This window comes from Xenorhabdus beddingii (genome assembly GCF_002127545.1).
Lineage (GTDB): Bacteria > Pseudomonadota > Gammaproteobacteria > Enterobacterales > Enterobacteriaceae > Xenorhabdus > Xenorhabdus beddingii.
The window spans coordinates 68962-83207 of record NZ_MUBK01000014.1 but is presented as its reverse complement, the minus strand read 5'-3'; the positions used below and the strand labels follow the sequence as shown (position 1 = coordinate 83207).

12 protein-coding genes are annotated in these 14246 nt (G+C 47.9%); 9 read left to right on the top strand and 3 right to left on the bottom strand.

Annotated features, from left to right (window positions below):
• The first annotated feature begins 79 nt into the window (after positions 1–79).
• Entirely contained in the window at positions 80–856 is a 777-nt protein-coding gene (gene ygiD / locus Xbed_RS09965) for a 4,5-DOPA-extradiol-dioxygenase (protein ID WP_086112776.1), read from the top strand.
• A gap of 5 nt (positions 857–861) precedes the next feature.
• Here the strand turns inward: ygiD and Xbed_RS09960 are convergent, their stop codons facing one another.
• From Xbed_RS09960 to tolC, 3 genes are all read right to left on the bottom strand, one after another.
• Entirely contained in the window at positions 862–2022 is a 1161-nt protein-coding gene (locus Xbed_RS09960; RefSeq protein ID WP_086112775.1) for a glutathionylspermidine synthase family protein, read from the bottom strand.
• Positions 2023–2028: 6 nt separating this feature from the next.
• The gene (locus Xbed_RS09955) at positions 2029–2706 is read right to left on the bottom strand and encodes a DUF1190 family protein (protein WP_208612226.1); all 678 of its coding nucleotides are present in this window, start codon (positions 2704–2706) and stop codon (positions 2029–2031) included.
• 270 nt (positions 2707–2976) lie between these two features.
• Entirely contained in the window at positions 2977–4347 is a 1371-nt protein-coding gene (gene tolC / locus Xbed_RS09950; protein WP_086112773.1) for an outer membrane channel protein TolC, read from the bottom strand.
• A 217-nt stretch (positions 4348–4564) separates the two neighbouring features.
• Here tolC and nudF point away from each other — a divergent pair, with 217 nt between their 5' ends.
• From nudF to folA, 8 genes are all read left to right on the top strand, one after another.
• Complete coding sequence (gene nudF / locus Xbed_RS09945) at positions 4565–5206, top strand: ADP-ribose diphosphatase (RefSeq protein ID WP_086112772.1); 642 nt, start codon at positions 4565–4567, stop codon at positions 5204–5206.
• 97 nt (positions 5207–5303) lie between these two features.
• Complete coding sequence (gene cpdA / locus Xbed_RS09940; protein WP_086112771.1) at positions 5304–6143, top strand: 3',5'-cyclic-AMP phosphodiesterase; 840 nt, start codon at positions 5304–5306, stop codon at positions 6141–6143.
• A complete protein-coding gene (yqiA, locus tag Xbed_RS09935; RefSeq protein WP_086112770.1) occupies positions 6143–6751 on the top strand; it encodes an esterase YqiA in 609 nt (202 codons plus the stop codon). The genes cpdA and yqiA overlap by 1 nt, the downstream gene beginning before the upstream one ends.
• Positions 6752–6824: 73 nt before the next feature.
• Complete coding sequence (gene parE, locus Xbed_RS09930; protein ID WP_086112769.1) at positions 6825–8720, top strand: DNA topoisomerase IV subunit B; 1896 nt, start codon at positions 6825–6827, stop codon at positions 8718–8720.
• Positions 8721–8759: 39 nt separating this feature from the next.
• A complete protein-coding gene (parC, locus tag Xbed_RS09925) occupies positions 8760–11012 on the top strand; it encodes a DNA topoisomerase IV subunit A (protein WP_086112768.1) in 2253 nt (750 codons plus the stop codon).
• Positions 11013–11077: 65 nt separating this feature from the next.
• Positions 11078–11809 carry a 1-acylglycerol-3-phosphate O-acyltransferase gene (locus tag Xbed_RS09920; protein ID WP_086112767.1) on the top strand — a complete coding sequence of 244 codons (732 nt, stop codon included), beginning with the start codon at positions 11078–11080 and terminating at the stop codon, positions 11807–11809.
• A gap of 358 nt (positions 11810–12167) precedes the next feature.
• Positions 12168–13613, top strand: a complete 1446-nt coding sequence (gene ftsP / locus Xbed_RS09915) for a cell division protein FtsP (protein ID WP_086112766.1) — start codon at positions 12168–12170, stop codon at positions 13611–13613.
• Between the two features lie 132 nt (positions 13614–13745).
• Positions 13746–14231 carry a type 3 dihydrofolate reductase gene (gene folA, locus Xbed_RS09910; RefSeq protein WP_086112765.1) on the top strand — a complete coding sequence of 162 codons (486 nt, stop codon included), beginning with the start codon at positions 13746–13748 and terminating at the stop codon, positions 14229–14231.
• Positions 14232–14246: the final 15 nt, after the last annotated feature.

Genomic DNA, 14246 nt, shown 5'->3' with positions numbered 1-14246 from the left:
TCTTAATCTTGTCATAATTTTTTTACCATAACTCACAATTCATTATCCAAATGTTTAATTTGCTGTATAAGGGGCGAGAATGAGTCTCCTGAGAATGCCTGCTCTATTCATTGGTCATGGCAGTCCAATGAATGCCATTGACGATAACTATTATTCACGTGCTTGGTATGAACTGGGGAAAAAATTACCCAAGCCAAGGGCGATCCTGGTGATTTCCGCCCACTGGTATACCAATGGTACGGCGGTGACGGCGATGGCACAGCCCAGAACTATCCACGATTTTGGTCATTTCCCCCAAAAGTTGCATGACAAACAGTATCCCGCGAAAGGTTTTCCTGAACTGGCTGTATTAGTACAGGATATTCTTGAGCCGACTGAGGTTGAGACTGATTTTGAGGAATGGGGACTGGATCATGGGTCTTGGGGAATATTGGCAAAAATGTATCCCGATGCGGATATTCCGGTCGTCCAACTGAGCATGGATCGCAATCAACCGGCGTCTTTCCATTATGAAATAGGCCGGAAATTAGCCTTACTGCGTGATGAAGGCGTCTTAATAATAGGCAGTGGCAATGTCGTGCATAACTTGCCCGCCCAAGTCGCGGAGGGAGAACCTTTTCCCTGGGCACTCTCTTTTGAACAGTTTGTGCGTGGCAGTTTAACCAGCCTTGCAGAGCCTCATCCCCTGTTTAATGCTTTGGACAGGGAAGATGGTCAATTGTCTAACCCGACACCAGAGCACTTCCTGCCGTTACTGTATGTGATGGGGACATGGGATAAAAAAGAGCCGGTTTCAACCCCGGTTGAGGGGATTGAAGACGGCTCCTTGAGTATGTTGTCGATTCAGATTGGGTAATGGAGTTAATCCAAAATAATATGCGGGTAGAAGCGTGACAGATCTTGAGTGATTAACTCTCGATCTTCACGGATACAGATACCCGCTGCTTGATCATCCACCAGCCAGCTACCAATCAACACATAGTTATCGTCAAATTTCGGCAAGGTATGGAACTGCTGAACAATCATGCCTTCTTCCCCGTAAGGGCCATCGGCACTGGCGATTTCCCGGCCGTTTTCAATGATGCGGATATTGGCACCTTCACGGGAGAACAGCGGCTTAATGACATAGCTCTCCATGTCCGAAGGGCGTTCATCGGCAAAATAAGCCGGCAGCAGGTTCGGATGATTTGGGAACATTTTCCACAGCATCGGCAATAACGCTTTGTTGGAGATAATGCTTTTCCACGCGGGTTCCAGCCAACGCACACCCGCATCCGCCAGTTTGGTGGAAAACATTTCACGCAACATAAATTCCCACGGATACAGCTTGAACAGATTGCCGATCACTTGATCCTGCAAATCAGTAAACTGACCTTTCTCACCGAGGCCGATATCTTCAATAAACAGGAACTCTGTTGGAATTCCGGCTTCTGCGGCACAATCCTGCAAGTATTGGATGGTGCCACGATCTTCTTCAGTATCCTGACAGCAGGTCATGTGCAGCAGGCCAAATCCATGCTTTTCACGTAACTGGACGAAACGATCAATCAGCTTTTCTTGCAGGCTGTTGAACTGATCGGCATTTGACGGCAGATGACCTGCGTTAATCTGGTCTTCCAGCCAAATCCACTGAAAGAAAGCGGATTCATACAGAGAAGTGGGGGTATCGGCGTTGTTTTCCAGCAGCTTGGGCGGATTTTTGCCATCATAGGCCAAATCCAGACGAGAATAGAGCGAGGGCTGACTGGTGACCCATGAAGATCGGACAAACTCCCAGCAATGTTTGGGGATCTGGAATTTAGCCAGCAGCTCTTCGCTGTTGACCACTTTTTCCACGACCTGCAAACACATTTGGTGCAGTTCTGTCGTTGCATCTTCAATTTCTTCAACTTGGTTCAGTGTGAACTGGTAATACGCTTCTTCACTCCAGTAAGGCTGATCATACATGGTGTGAAAGTTGAAACCATATTCTGCTGCTTTTTCGCGCCAATCCGGGCGCTCGGTAATACCCATGCGTTTCATCGTTGATTAACCACCCATCGAGCGGGAAGAATTGGAATGTGAACCGGCAGATGAGCGCTGCATGGCTGATTGCTTCGCCACAGACTCACCGAACCCGCCACGGGTAATGGTGGTTGTGGTTGCCGGTTTAGGTGCCATTGCGGTTTTTGGCACTGTCATGCTACGACCACCGGCAGTCGCTGAACCATAGCTTTTACCTGTCGCATCAACAAATTTGCCATTGGCCGGGCTGGAGGCCGATTTTGATGTGAACAGCGGTTGTGAGGGGGCAGAACTGCCGCCCATCAAGCGTCCCATCATATAACCTGCCATCAACGGCATCCAGAAACTGCCGCCGCTGCTTTGTGCCTGAGCCTGAGTTTGACCGACGCCAGCCTGAGCGGGTGCCTGAGTGCATTGCTGTTCACCAAATTCAGCCACGCATTCCTCGCGAGAGGCGTATTTAGGCGCCGTTTTCTCGGCTTCTTTCAGGGCATTGTTGTAAGCAGTCTTGCATTGTTCACTTTGGGAAGGATTCGCCTGAGAGCACTCATCGGCATTCGTATAGAGTGACACCGTTTCATCGCTCTGTTCACAGGCTGATAGCATAAAAACCGCACTGACAGCGAGGGCGACAGGTGTCAGGCGATAGCTTCGCCATGTTTTACGGAAAGAATCGCGGTTTATCTCTTTTGTCCGTTTCATTGTCATAGGGGGCATCCATCTTGAAGGTATCTGATTAAGATTAAGAGCGTATCCCATTTATGCTGCCCAATGGGAGATTGGCTCTCAGAGATATGTTTAAAAAATCTATGTTTAATCTATGCTTAAAATTTATGTCTAAGATCCATGTTTAAAAAACAGCCCACACAATTGGCGGGCTGCTTTCTTCAATGACTTTCTTCAATAACTTTCTTCAATAAGTATAGCGTCTTTAATATAACGTTTTTTAATGTAAAACGATAGCGCATTAAATCAGCGAATTGATGGTGTTTTCATCTCTTTGATAATGCTGCTGGCAGCGGTTGAGATTTGTGTGCCCAACATTTTGTTCAAGGCGATCAAATCATTCTCATTCAGAGTGCCACGAGCCTGCTCGTTTTGTAATTGGGCAAGCAGGTAATCATAACGTGCTTTAGACAGGTTCTGCTTGGCTTGATACAGTTTCGTGGTTGCATCCAGCACATCAACGATAGTACGGGTTCCCACCTGATAGCCGGCTTCCATTGAGTCCAATGAACTTTGCGCCGAGAGTACAGCCTGTTTGTTGGCTTCAACACTACTGATCGCGGCAGAGATGTTATTGGAAGTGGAATGCACTTCTTGTATTACTTTGCGATAGGTGTTTTCCAATTCTTGACTGGCGCTGACAAAATTGTATTTTGCCTGTTCTACCTGAGAATAGGTCGCGCCGCCATTATACAGGGGAAGATTTAATGATAACCCAACAGAATTACTTCCTGCATAAGCGTTGCTATATTGATAACCGCGATTATGGGAGTTGCTGACACCCGTACTGGCTTCTAAACTAATGGTTGGCATATAGCCAGTTTGGGCATTTTTAATCTGTTCGCGGCTTAAATCCTGCTTTAAGCGGGCTGACAGCAGGTTTAAGTTACGGTTTTCGGCTTCTTTTAGTATCGTATTGGCGGGTTCAGGTTGTTTCGTCTTGAACTGGTCAATATTCAATGCCGCCAACTGCGGATAATAGATTCCTGTGATCCAGCGCAGGTTTTCCAACGTATTTTCCAGATTGTTTCGATAGGAAACTTCTTGGGCCAGAATGGAATCATATTGGGCGCGGGCATTTTGTACGTCAGTGATGGCAACCAGACCAACATTGAAACGTTGGGTGGTTTGATCCAACTGGCGATACAGTGAGTCTTTCTGGGCTTCGGTATAGGTCAGGGCATCAATACTGCCCAGCACATCAAAATAGGCTTTGGCGGTATCCAGAATTAATTTTTGTTGGGCTGCCTGAAAACTGATGTCGGCAATACTGGCACTTTTCTCGGATTGGCTCAGTTGGTTCCATTTTGCCATATCAAAGATCGTTTGAGACAGTTGCAATTTAGCGTTAGCACCGCGATTTTCTGTCTGATATTTCTTTGGAATACGAAAATCTTTGCCATAGCTAGCCCCCGCACTCAGCCCCAACTGAGGCAATAAAGGACTGCGGGCTTCATTAACCTTTTCAACGACTGAATTGCGGTCAGCTTGTGCCTTAAGCAATTCGGGGTTGGTTTCTTTTGCCTGCTGATAAATCTGTAGCAGATCGGCTGCATGGCTTGAAGTACTAAAACCTACCAGATTCATAGCAATAAAAAGAGAGAGCAATTTTTTCATTTGCGTTCCTTGTTGTGCAGCTATTTTGCTTAAGTTGCCTCTGCATAAAAACGAATACCACAGATTCTAGCAGAAAATACCTATAAGCCAGGGTGGCTGTTCGTGCCATATTGCCTCATTTTTCGGCTTGTTTGTATCAACAGAATGAATTTATTTAGATCAATGCCGAAAAATACATTTTAATAATAGGAAATATTTAAAATGATCAGGAGCTTTTATGAATGACGATCTTGCCCTGCCCTCTACGTTTACAAAACAGGATGTTGAAGTGATTTCCCGAAAAACGCTTTATCGCGGTTTTTTCAAAATGACGGAATATCAATTCAAGCATCGCTTATTTCGGGGGGGTTGGAGTGAAACCATTAAACGCGAAGTTTTTGAGCGCGGTCACGCGGCGGTTTTATTGCCTTATGATCCCGTGCGGGATGAAGTGGTTTTGATCGAACAGATCCGTCTCCCGGCGCTGGAAACCAGCCATACGCCGTGGCTGCTGGAAGTGATTGCCGGCATGATAGAAGAGGGCGAACACGCGGAACAGGTGGTGCGTCGTGAGGCAATGGAAGAGGCCGGCATTGAAGTTAAGCGCTGTCAGCCGGCATTGAGCTATCTTTCCAGTCCCGGCGGCACCACAGAACGCATGAATATTTTTGTCGGTGAAGTTGATGCTTCCACCGCGTCAGGGGTTCATGGGCTGGAAGGAGAACATGAAGATATTCGTGTTCTGGTCGTTAGCCGCGAACAAGCCTATCAGTGGGTAGAAGAGGGGATGATCGATAATGCGGCGTCCGTTATTGCAATACAGTGGTTGGCATTGCACCATGAAAAACTTCAGAAAGCGTGGTTGGAGGATAATGCCTAATTTCCACTGGAAAATGGGAATTGTGCCCCAGTCAGCAGATCTTTTGCATCAAGACACGTTAGAATAATCCTTATGATCGACAGGAAAGGGAAACCATTTGGAAAGCCTGCTTGAATTACCTGTGGCAGAGGGCGCCACAGCCAGAATACTGCAAATCACGGATACGCACCTTTTCGCCAACAAAGGCGATTCACTGTTGGGCGTCAATACCTATCGCAGCTACCATGCTGTGTTGGATATGATCATTGAGCAGGATCTTGACATTGACTTGATCGTCGCAACAGGTGATTTGGTTCAGGATCAGACCATCAATGCCTATCAGCATTTTGCTGAGGGAATTGCCCGTTTGCCTGCACCTTGTGTCTGGTTGCCCGGTAATCATGATTATCAGCCCGCGATGGTTGATACATTGGCCGCAGCAGGGATTTCACCTTCCAAGCAGATATTTATCGGCCAGCATTGGCAATTGATTATGTTGGACAGTCAGGTGCAGGGCGTTCCTCACGGCGAATTGACGGATTATCAGCTCGAATGGATGAACAAATGTCTGGATGAGCACCGTGATCGCCATACGATTGTCATGCTGCACCATCATCCTGTTCCTTCTGGCTGCACATGGCTGGATCAGCACAGTTTACGCAATGCCCCTGAATTGTCCCGGTTTCTGCGGGGCAAAACACAGGTCAAAGCGATACTGTGTGGGCATATCCACCAAGAAGTTGATGAAATGTGGAATGGCATTCGTGTGATGGCGACCCCTTCAACCTGTGTGCAATTTAAACCACATTGTACTAATTTTATGCTTGATACAGTGGCTCCGGGATGGCGTTATCTCGAACTGTCTGTGGCTGGCAGCAAAGAAGCGGGATTGCAAACGCAGGTTCACAGGCTCAAGAATAACCCGTTTTGCCCGGATTTAGATTCGGACGGGTATTAATGTCAACGTTACTTTACTTACATGGTTTTAACAGTTCACCTCAATCAGTGAAAGCCAATACGCTGAAAACGTGGTTGCACCAGCAACATCCTGAAATCGACATTCTGGTGCCGCAATTACCTCCCTATCCTGAAGAGACGGCGATTTTACTGGAAGAACTGGTGATGGAGCGGGCCGGTGAGAATATCGGTCTGGTCGGCTCTTCTCTGGGCGGTTATCTGGCTATTTGGCTTTCCCAGTGTTTTGGATTGCCCGCCGTGGTTGTCAATCCTGCGATACGCCCATTCGACTTGCTGCAAGATTATCTTGGGGAAAACGTGAATCCCTATACCAAAGAGCGCTATACTCTCGAACACAGTCACATGCATGATCTCAAAGTGATGCACATTGACCCGCTGGAATCACCGGATCTTATCTGGTTATTGCAGCAGACCGGGGATGAAGTGCTCGATTACCGTCAAGCGGTTGCTTATCTGATGCAATGTCGGCAGACGGTTGAATCTGGTGGGAATCATGCTTTTGTTGGCTTCGAATATTATTTCCCTCAAATCATCAATTTCTTGGGGCTAACCAGTGGCAATAGTAAAAAAATTGCCAAAAAGAAGTAAGCGACTGGTATTATCAACAGTATATCAATACTGATTTGCCCTCTAATAACGAAGCAACCGACAGAATTACAACATGACTCAATCTAGTTACAACGCAGAGGCCATTGAAGTCCTCAGTGGCCTGGAGCCAGTTCGTCGTCGTCCCGGTATGTATACTGATACAGCCCGTCCGAACCATCTGGCGCAGGAAGTGATCGATAACAGTGTGGACGAAGCTCTGGCTGGCCACGCGAAGCATATTGAAGTAATCCTTCACAGCGATCAGTCTCTGGAAGTGATAGATGATGGCCGTGGTATGCCGGTTGATATCCATCCTGAAGAAAAAGTTTCTGCTGTTGAATTGATCCTCACCCGCCTGCATGCGGGGGGAAAATTTTCCAATAAAAATTACCAATTTTCTGGTGGCTTGCATGGCGTTGGGATCTCAGTGGTTAACGCCTTGTCCAAACGGGTGGAAGTCACCGTTCGTCGCGACAGTCAGGTTCATCAGATTGCCTTTGAAAACGGTGAAAAAGTACAAGAGCTGGAAGTCATCGGCAGTTGTGGTAAGCGCAACACCGGGACGAGTGTCCACTTTTGGCCGGATGAAAGCTATTTCGATATTCCCCGTTTCTCTGTCACTCGTTTGACCCATTTGCTCAAAGCCAAGGCGGTATTGTGTCCGGGCGTTGAAATCGTCTTCAAGGACAAACTGAATGATACGGTACAAAAATGGTGCTATGCCGATGGACTGACAGATTATCTGCTGGAAGCCGTCAATGGGCTGGTAACGCTGCCACAGGCGCCCTTTGTCGGCAGCCTCAGCGGGGAGACCGAAGCCGTTGACTGGGCATTGCTCTGGTTGCCGGAAGGTGGCGAATTACTGGCAGAAAGTTACGTTAACCTGATCCCAACCGTACAAGGGGGAACTCATGTTAATGGTTTGCGCCAGGGTTTGTTGGATGCCATGCGTGAATTCTGTGAATTCCGCAATATATTGCCACGCGGGGTTAAACTCTCTGCCGATGATATCTGGGATCGCTGTGCCTACGTATTATCCCTGAAAATGCAGGACCCGCAATTTGCCGGCCAAACCAAAGAACGCCTCTCTTCCCGCCAGTCTGCAGCTTTCGTTTCGGGCGTGGTGAAAGATGCATTCAGCTTATGGTTAAACCAGCATATTCAGGATGCAGAACAACTTGCTGAAATGGCAATTGCCAGTGCGCAGCGCAGGATGCGAGCGGCAAAGAAAGTGGTCCGTAAAAAGCTGACCAACGGCCCTGCATTGCCGGGCAAATTAGCTGACTGTACCGCACAAGATCTCAATATCACGGAACTGTTTTTGGTGGAAGGGGATTCGGCCGGTGGCTCTGCCAAGCAAGCCCGTGACCGTGAATTTCAGGCGATCATGCCACTGCGCGGCAAGATCCTGAACACATGGGAAGTTTCTTCGGACGAAGTCCTGGCCTCGCAGGAAGTGCATGATATTTCTGTCGCGATTGGCATCGATCCGGATAGTGACGACCTGAGCCAGCTTCGCTACGGTAAAGTCTGCATACTGGCGGATGCGGATTCCGATGGATTGCACATTGCAACCCTGCTGTGTGCCTTGTTTGTCCGCCACTTCCCGACTCTGGTGAAACGCGGGCACGTCTATATGGCAATGCCGCCACTGTACCGCATCGACCTCGGCAAAGAAGTGCATTATGCGCTGGATGAAGGGGAAAAGAACGCCATACTGGATCGCTTGAGCCGCAAACGGGGTAAACCGAATGTTCAGCGTTTTAAAGGGTTGGGTGAAATGAACCCGATACAATTGCGCGAAACCACATTAGACCCCAATACTCGCCGTCTGGTGCAATTGACTATCGACGATGACAATTATCAGGAAACCCTCTCAGTCATGGATATGCTTCTGGCGAAAAAGCGTTCAGAAGATCGCCGCAACTGGCTGCAAGAGAAAGGTGATTCCATCGACATTGAAGTTTAGTGCACAGGTAGTCAATACAGATTCTGAGGAAATTAATACATGAGTGAGATAACTCACGATGGTGTGGAGCGCCAGCCGCTTCACACGTTCACTGAAAACGCCTATTTGAATTACTCCATGTACGTCATCATGGACAGGGCGTTGCCTTTTATCGGTGATGGTTTAAAACCTGTCCAGCGCCGTATTGTCTATGCGATGTCGGAACTGGGGTTGAGCAACAGCGCCAAATTCAAGAAATCCGCCCGTACCGTGGGTGATGTGCTCGGTAAGTACCATCCGCATGGTGACGGGGCATGTTATGAAGCCATGGTTTTGATGGCGCAGCCTTTCTCATACCGCTATCCGCTGGTCGATGGTCAGGGGAACTGGGGGGCGCCGGATGATCCAAAATCCTTTGCGGCGATGCGTTATACCGAATCCCGTTTGTCCAAATATGCTGAGTTGTTGCTGAGTGAATTGGGACAAGGCACCGTAGATTGGGTGCCAAACTTTGACGGCACATTGCAGGAGCCGAAAATGCTGCCTGCCCGCCTGCCCAATATTCTGCTGAATGGCACCACGGGCATTGCCGTTGGTATGGCGACAGACATTCCGCCGCACAACGCCCGTGAGGTGGCGAGTGCGCTGATCGCCATGCTGGATAAGCCAGACCTCTCGCTGGATGAGGCGATGGAGTATGTCAGGGGACCGGACTATCCAACCGAAGCCGAAATCATCACGCCAAAAGAAGATATCCGCAAGATTTACAAAAATGGCCGTGGTTCGGTACGTATGCGGGCGATCTGGTCGAAAGAAGAGAGCAACGTTGTCATTACCGCTCTGCCACATCAGGTCTCCGGCGCGAAAATCTTAGAGCAGATTGCCAGCCAAATGCGGGCGAAGAAGCTGCCGATGGTGGAGGATCTGCGTGATGAATCCGATCACGAAAATCCAACCCGGCTGGTGATTGTTCCACGGACTAATCGGGTGGATGTTGAACAAGTCATGAACCATCTGTTTGTGACCACCGATTTGGAAAAAAGCTATCGCGTTAACCTCAACATGATCGGTCTGGATAACCGTCCTGCGGTGAAAGGTCTGGTTGAAATCCTCAGTGAGTGGCTGGTTTTCCGCCGTGAAACCGTGCGTAACCGCCTGAATCACCGCTTGGAAAAAGTCCTGAAACGCTTGCACATTCTGGAAGGTTTACTGGTGGCATACCTCAACATTGATGAGGTGATCCACCTGATTCGCCATGAAGATGAGCCAAAATCAGTGCTGATGCAGCGTTTTGGGTTAACCGAAACACAGGCCGAAGCCATTCTGGAATTGAAATTACGTCATTTGGCGAAGCTGGAAGAAGTCAAAATTCGTGGTGAACAGGGTGAACTGGCGAAAGAACGTGACAAACTTCAGGCGATTCTGGGATCTGAACGCAAGTTAAGTACCCTGCTGAAAAAAGAGATTATTGCCGATGCGGAAAACTACGGTGATGTCCGCCGTTCTCCGTTGAAAGAGCGTACAGAAGCGAAAGCCATGAGTGATCATGACATCCTGCCATCTGAGCCGATTACGGTTGTCATGTCTGAAATGGGCTGGGTGCGTAGTGCGAAAGGCCATGAGATTGATCCATCCGGTTTGAATTACAAATCGGGTGACAGCTTCCGCAGTGCAGTACGTGGTAAAAGCAACCAACCCGTGGTCTTTATTGATAACACCGGGCGCAGTTATTCCCTTGATCCGCTGGATTTGCCGTCAGCCAGAGGGCAGGGTGAACCGTTGACGGGGAAATTGGCACTGCCGGCCGGAGCGTCAGTTGAGCATCTTCTGATGGCAAAAGAAGAACAAAAACTCTTGATGGCATCCGATGCGGGTTATGGTTTTATCTGCTCTTTCAGCGATCTGATCGCCAAGAACCGTGCGGGTAAGGCGTTGATTACCCTGCCTGAAAATGCCAAAGTGATGCCTCCCTTGGAGATTAACAACGAGCAGGATGATATGCTGCTGGCGATTACCAAAGCGGGTCGCATGTTGATGTTCCCTGTGGCTGATCTTCCCCAGCTTTCGAAAGGCAAAGGCAACAAAATTGTTTCTGTCCCGGCGGCTCAGGCTGCATCAGGGGAAGATATGCTGAGTTGGTTATTGGTATTGGCTCCACAATCCTCTGTCACGCTCTACTTTGGTAAGCGGAAACTCCTGCTCCGTCCAGAAGACCTGCAGAAATTCAGGGCAGAGAGGGGGCGCAAAGGAACCTCACTGCCTCGCGGATTACAGCGCGTGGAACGTGTTGAAGTGGAAATGCCCAAGCAATAAATAAGTTGGGTAACAATATAAATTGCAGGCCAGTATGATACTGGCCTGCTCTGCAAGAGGCCGCTATGCTAGCAATCATTCGTGGAATTATTGTTGTTCTGTTTACCATCTTGATCTGTTTTTTTGGTTGTATCTACTGTTTATTCAGCCCCCGCGATCCACGTCATGTCATGACTTTCGGTCATGCGTTTGGCAAATTGCATAAAATATTTGGGATTAAGCTACAGGAGCGTATTCCGGCAGATGCCAAGGAATTTGGGCCCAGTATTTATATTGGTAACCATCAAAACAATTACGACATGATTACCATGTCTAATGCAGTACAGCCACGTACCGTCACGGTAGGTAAGAAGAGTCTGGTGTTTATTCCCTTCTTTGGCCAAATTTATTGGCTGACGGGCAATATTTTGATTGATAGGGATAACCGGACAAAAGCCCACGGAACGATTTCACAGGTTGTCGATCAGATCACAAAACGTCAGGTTTCTGTCTGGATGTTTCCGGAAGGAACACGCAGTCGTGGCCGTGGATTGCTGCCGTTTAAAACAGGGGCTTTTCATGCCGCCATTGCAGCAGGTGTGCCTATCGTGCCGGTTTGTGTTTCTTCAACCCACAAGAAAATAAAGCTGAATCGTTGGGATAATGGCACGGTGATTGTCGAAATGTTGCCTCCGATTGATACCACGAAATATACCAAAGAGCAGGTTCGTGAATTGGCCGCGCATTGCCGGCAAATGATGCAAGCTAAAATTGAAGAGTTGGATAAAGAAGTCGAGGCGCTTGATAAGCGAAGATAATGGCGATTGGCGACAAAGCGACCAATATTACCCACTATATTCCCTGCATGTGGGTCTCATTCTGCCTATCAATTTAAGATAGTTTTAGAATTTCTCTCCTATTCGCGATATGATTGCGTTTAATAAATTAACGTTTTTATTAAACGCAATCGATAGAATAATAAGTCCTGATAGCCACAATATCGGCGTATTCATCCCAGTCATTATTTGAATTTTTTAGTCATTGTGAGTGTTTATTTTTATGTAAACAACCATTTTGGATTGCTATTCCTATCGTAAATGCTGTTCATATCGTAAATACTGTTCATATTGTAAGTACTGTTCATATTGTAAGGACTATTCCTGCTGTGGAGAAAGTATGTCACTGAGTCGGCGCCAATTTATTCAGGCATCTGGTTTGGCAATGTGTTTAGGGGCGCTTCCTTTTGCGGTTCGAGCCAATAAAAATAAACAAACGAAATTACCGCTTCCTCCCTTACTGGAATCCCGGGACGGGCAACCGCTCTTTTTAGCCATACAGAACGCTAGCTGGTCGTTTAATGGTCATAATAAAGTGAAAGTTTGGGGGATTAATGGACACTATCTCGGGCCGACTATTCGGGTTCGTCGGGGTGATAATGTAAAACTGATATATAGCAACCGACTGTCTGAACCCGTTTCAATGACCGTGGGTGGTTTGTTGGTGCCCGGAACCCTAATGGGCGGCGCGGCACGCCTGATGGCACCGGGTGAAAACTGGTCGCCGGTTATCCCCATTACTCAACCTTCGGCAACCTGCTGGTATCATGCCAATACCCCGAATCGAATGGCACAGCAGGTTTATACGGGTCTGGCCGGCATGTGGCTGGTGGAAGATGAAGACAGCCGTCGCTTACCCTTGCCTCAACATTATGGTGTCGATGATTTTCCGGTGATTTTGCAGGATAAGCGACTGGATAATTTTGGTGCACCGCAATATAACCCGCCAGACCATCAGGGTTTCCTTGGTGATACTTTGATGGTGAACGGGGTTGAAAATCCGTTTGTCGACGTTGCCAGAGGCTGGGTTAGGTTACGTTTGCTGAACGCCTCTAATGCCCGGCGATATCAATTGCAGCTCAGTGATGGGCGCCCTTTCTCTATGATTGGCACTGATCAGGGTTTGCTGCCAGCGCCTGTGGCGGTACAGCAACTGTCACTGGCGCCGGGCGAACGTCGTGAGGTCTTGATTGATATGTCGAAAGTGGAAAGTGTGACTATCACGGCGGGGGAATCCGCTGGCGTGATGGATCGCCTGAAAGGGTTGTTTGAATCTTCAACCAAATTGTTATCAACCACGGTATTAACGCTCAAAGCCAGTGGATTACTCCCTTTGGTCACGGATCAATTGCCTTCCCAGCTTGTGGTTGACAACCCACAAATCGATTCTTCCATCCGAAGCCGGCAGCTTGTTTTGGGAGGGGCTTCACAAGGGATCAATGGTTCATTACTGGATGAAGATCGAATCGACATCGCCAGTCAACAAGGGGCATGGGAACGTTGGATAATCACAACCTCAATACCCCAGCCTTTTCATATTGAAGGCGTAAGATTTAAAGTCATCAGCCTTAATGGAAGTCGTCCAGAACCGCAGGATTATGGATGGAAAGATACGATTTGGATTGATGAGCGGGCAGAACTACTGGTTAACATGGTGCAGCCGTCTTATAAGCATTTCCCCTTCATGTATTACAGCCAAATATTGGAAATGGCCGATCGTGGCGTTGCCGGGCAACTCGTTGTTAGCCCTACCGGCCTCCCATCTGTTAACCAAGGATTTGATTAGCAATAAATTGTTTAACAATTCGTGTGTAAACTGGCGGTTTGTTCTGAATAAATTGCTAATCTTATCGACTGAGGGAAACCCTTTCCGTATAGTGTCCCAAATTTTCATACTACTTGCCTGTAAGGTGACTTAATGAATATCAGCTTGATTGCTGCGATGGCTATGGATCGAGTTATTGGTATGGAAAACTCCATGCCGTGGACTCTGCCAGGTGATTTAGCCTGGTTCAAACGCAACACACTCGGGAAACCGGTCGTGATGGGGCGAGTTACTTATGAATCGATTGGCCGCCCTTTACCGGGACGCCTGAATATCGTGATCAGCAGTCAACCAGCAAGTGATGATCGGGTCACTTGGGTCAGCTCTATCGAGGCGGCTCTGGCTGCGGCTGGTGAGGTTGAAGAAGTGATGGTGATAGGAGGAGGAAAGATTTATGAGCAGTTTATTCCTCTGGCTAACCGTATGTATTTGACCCACATTGATGCAGAAGTGATTGGTGATACACACTTCCCTGATTATGAACCTGATGAGTGGAATTCAGTTTTTACTGAATATCACGATGAAGATGAAAACAATTCGCATAGCTATTGTTTTGAAATCTTAGAACGTCGAGAGTGATCCTATTCTTGCGTG

Excerpts from the sequence above, each read along its gene's own strand:
- ygiD (WP_086112776.1), top strand. The coding sequence starts at position 80 with ATGAGTCTCCTGAGAATGCCTGCTCTATTCATTGGTCATGGCAGTCCA.
- Xbed_RS09960 (WP_086112775.1), bottom strand. The coding sequence starts at position 2,022 with ATGAAACGCATGGGTATTACCGAGCGCCCGGATTGGCGCGAAAAAGCA.
- Xbed_RS09955 (WP_208612226.1), bottom strand. The coding sequence starts at position 2,706 with ATGAAACGGACAAAAGAGATAAACCGCGATTCTTTCCGTAAAACATGG.
- tolC (WP_086112773.1), bottom strand. The coding sequence starts at position 4,347 with ATGAAAAAATTGCTCTCTCTTTTTATTGCTATGAATCTGGTAGGTTTT.
- nudF (WP_086112772.1), top strand. The coding sequence starts at position 4,565 with ATGAATGACGATCTTGCCCTGCCCTCTACGTTTACAAAACAGGATGTT.
- yqiA (WP_086112770.1), top strand. The coding sequence starts at position 6,143 with ATGTCAACGTTACTTTACTTACATGGTTTTAACAGTTCACCTCAATCA.
- parE (WP_086112769.1), top strand. The coding sequence starts at position 6,825 with ATGACTCAATCTAGTTACAACGCAGAGGCCATTGAAGTCCTCAGTGGC.
- parC (WP_086112768.1), top strand. The coding sequence starts at position 8,760 with ATGAGTGAGATAACTCACGATGGTGTGGAGCGCCAGCCGCTTCACACG.
- Xbed_RS09920 (WP_086112767.1), top strand. The coding sequence starts at position 11,078 with ATGCTAGCAATCATTCGTGGAATTATTGTTGTTCTGTTTACCATCTTG.
- ftsP (WP_086112766.1), top strand. The coding sequence starts at position 12,168 with ATGTCACTGAGTCGGCGCCAATTTATTCAGGCATCTGGTTTGGCAATG.
- folA (WP_086112765.1), top strand. The coding sequence starts at position 13,746 with ATGAATATCAGCTTGATTGCTGCGATGGCTATGGATCGAGTTATTGGT.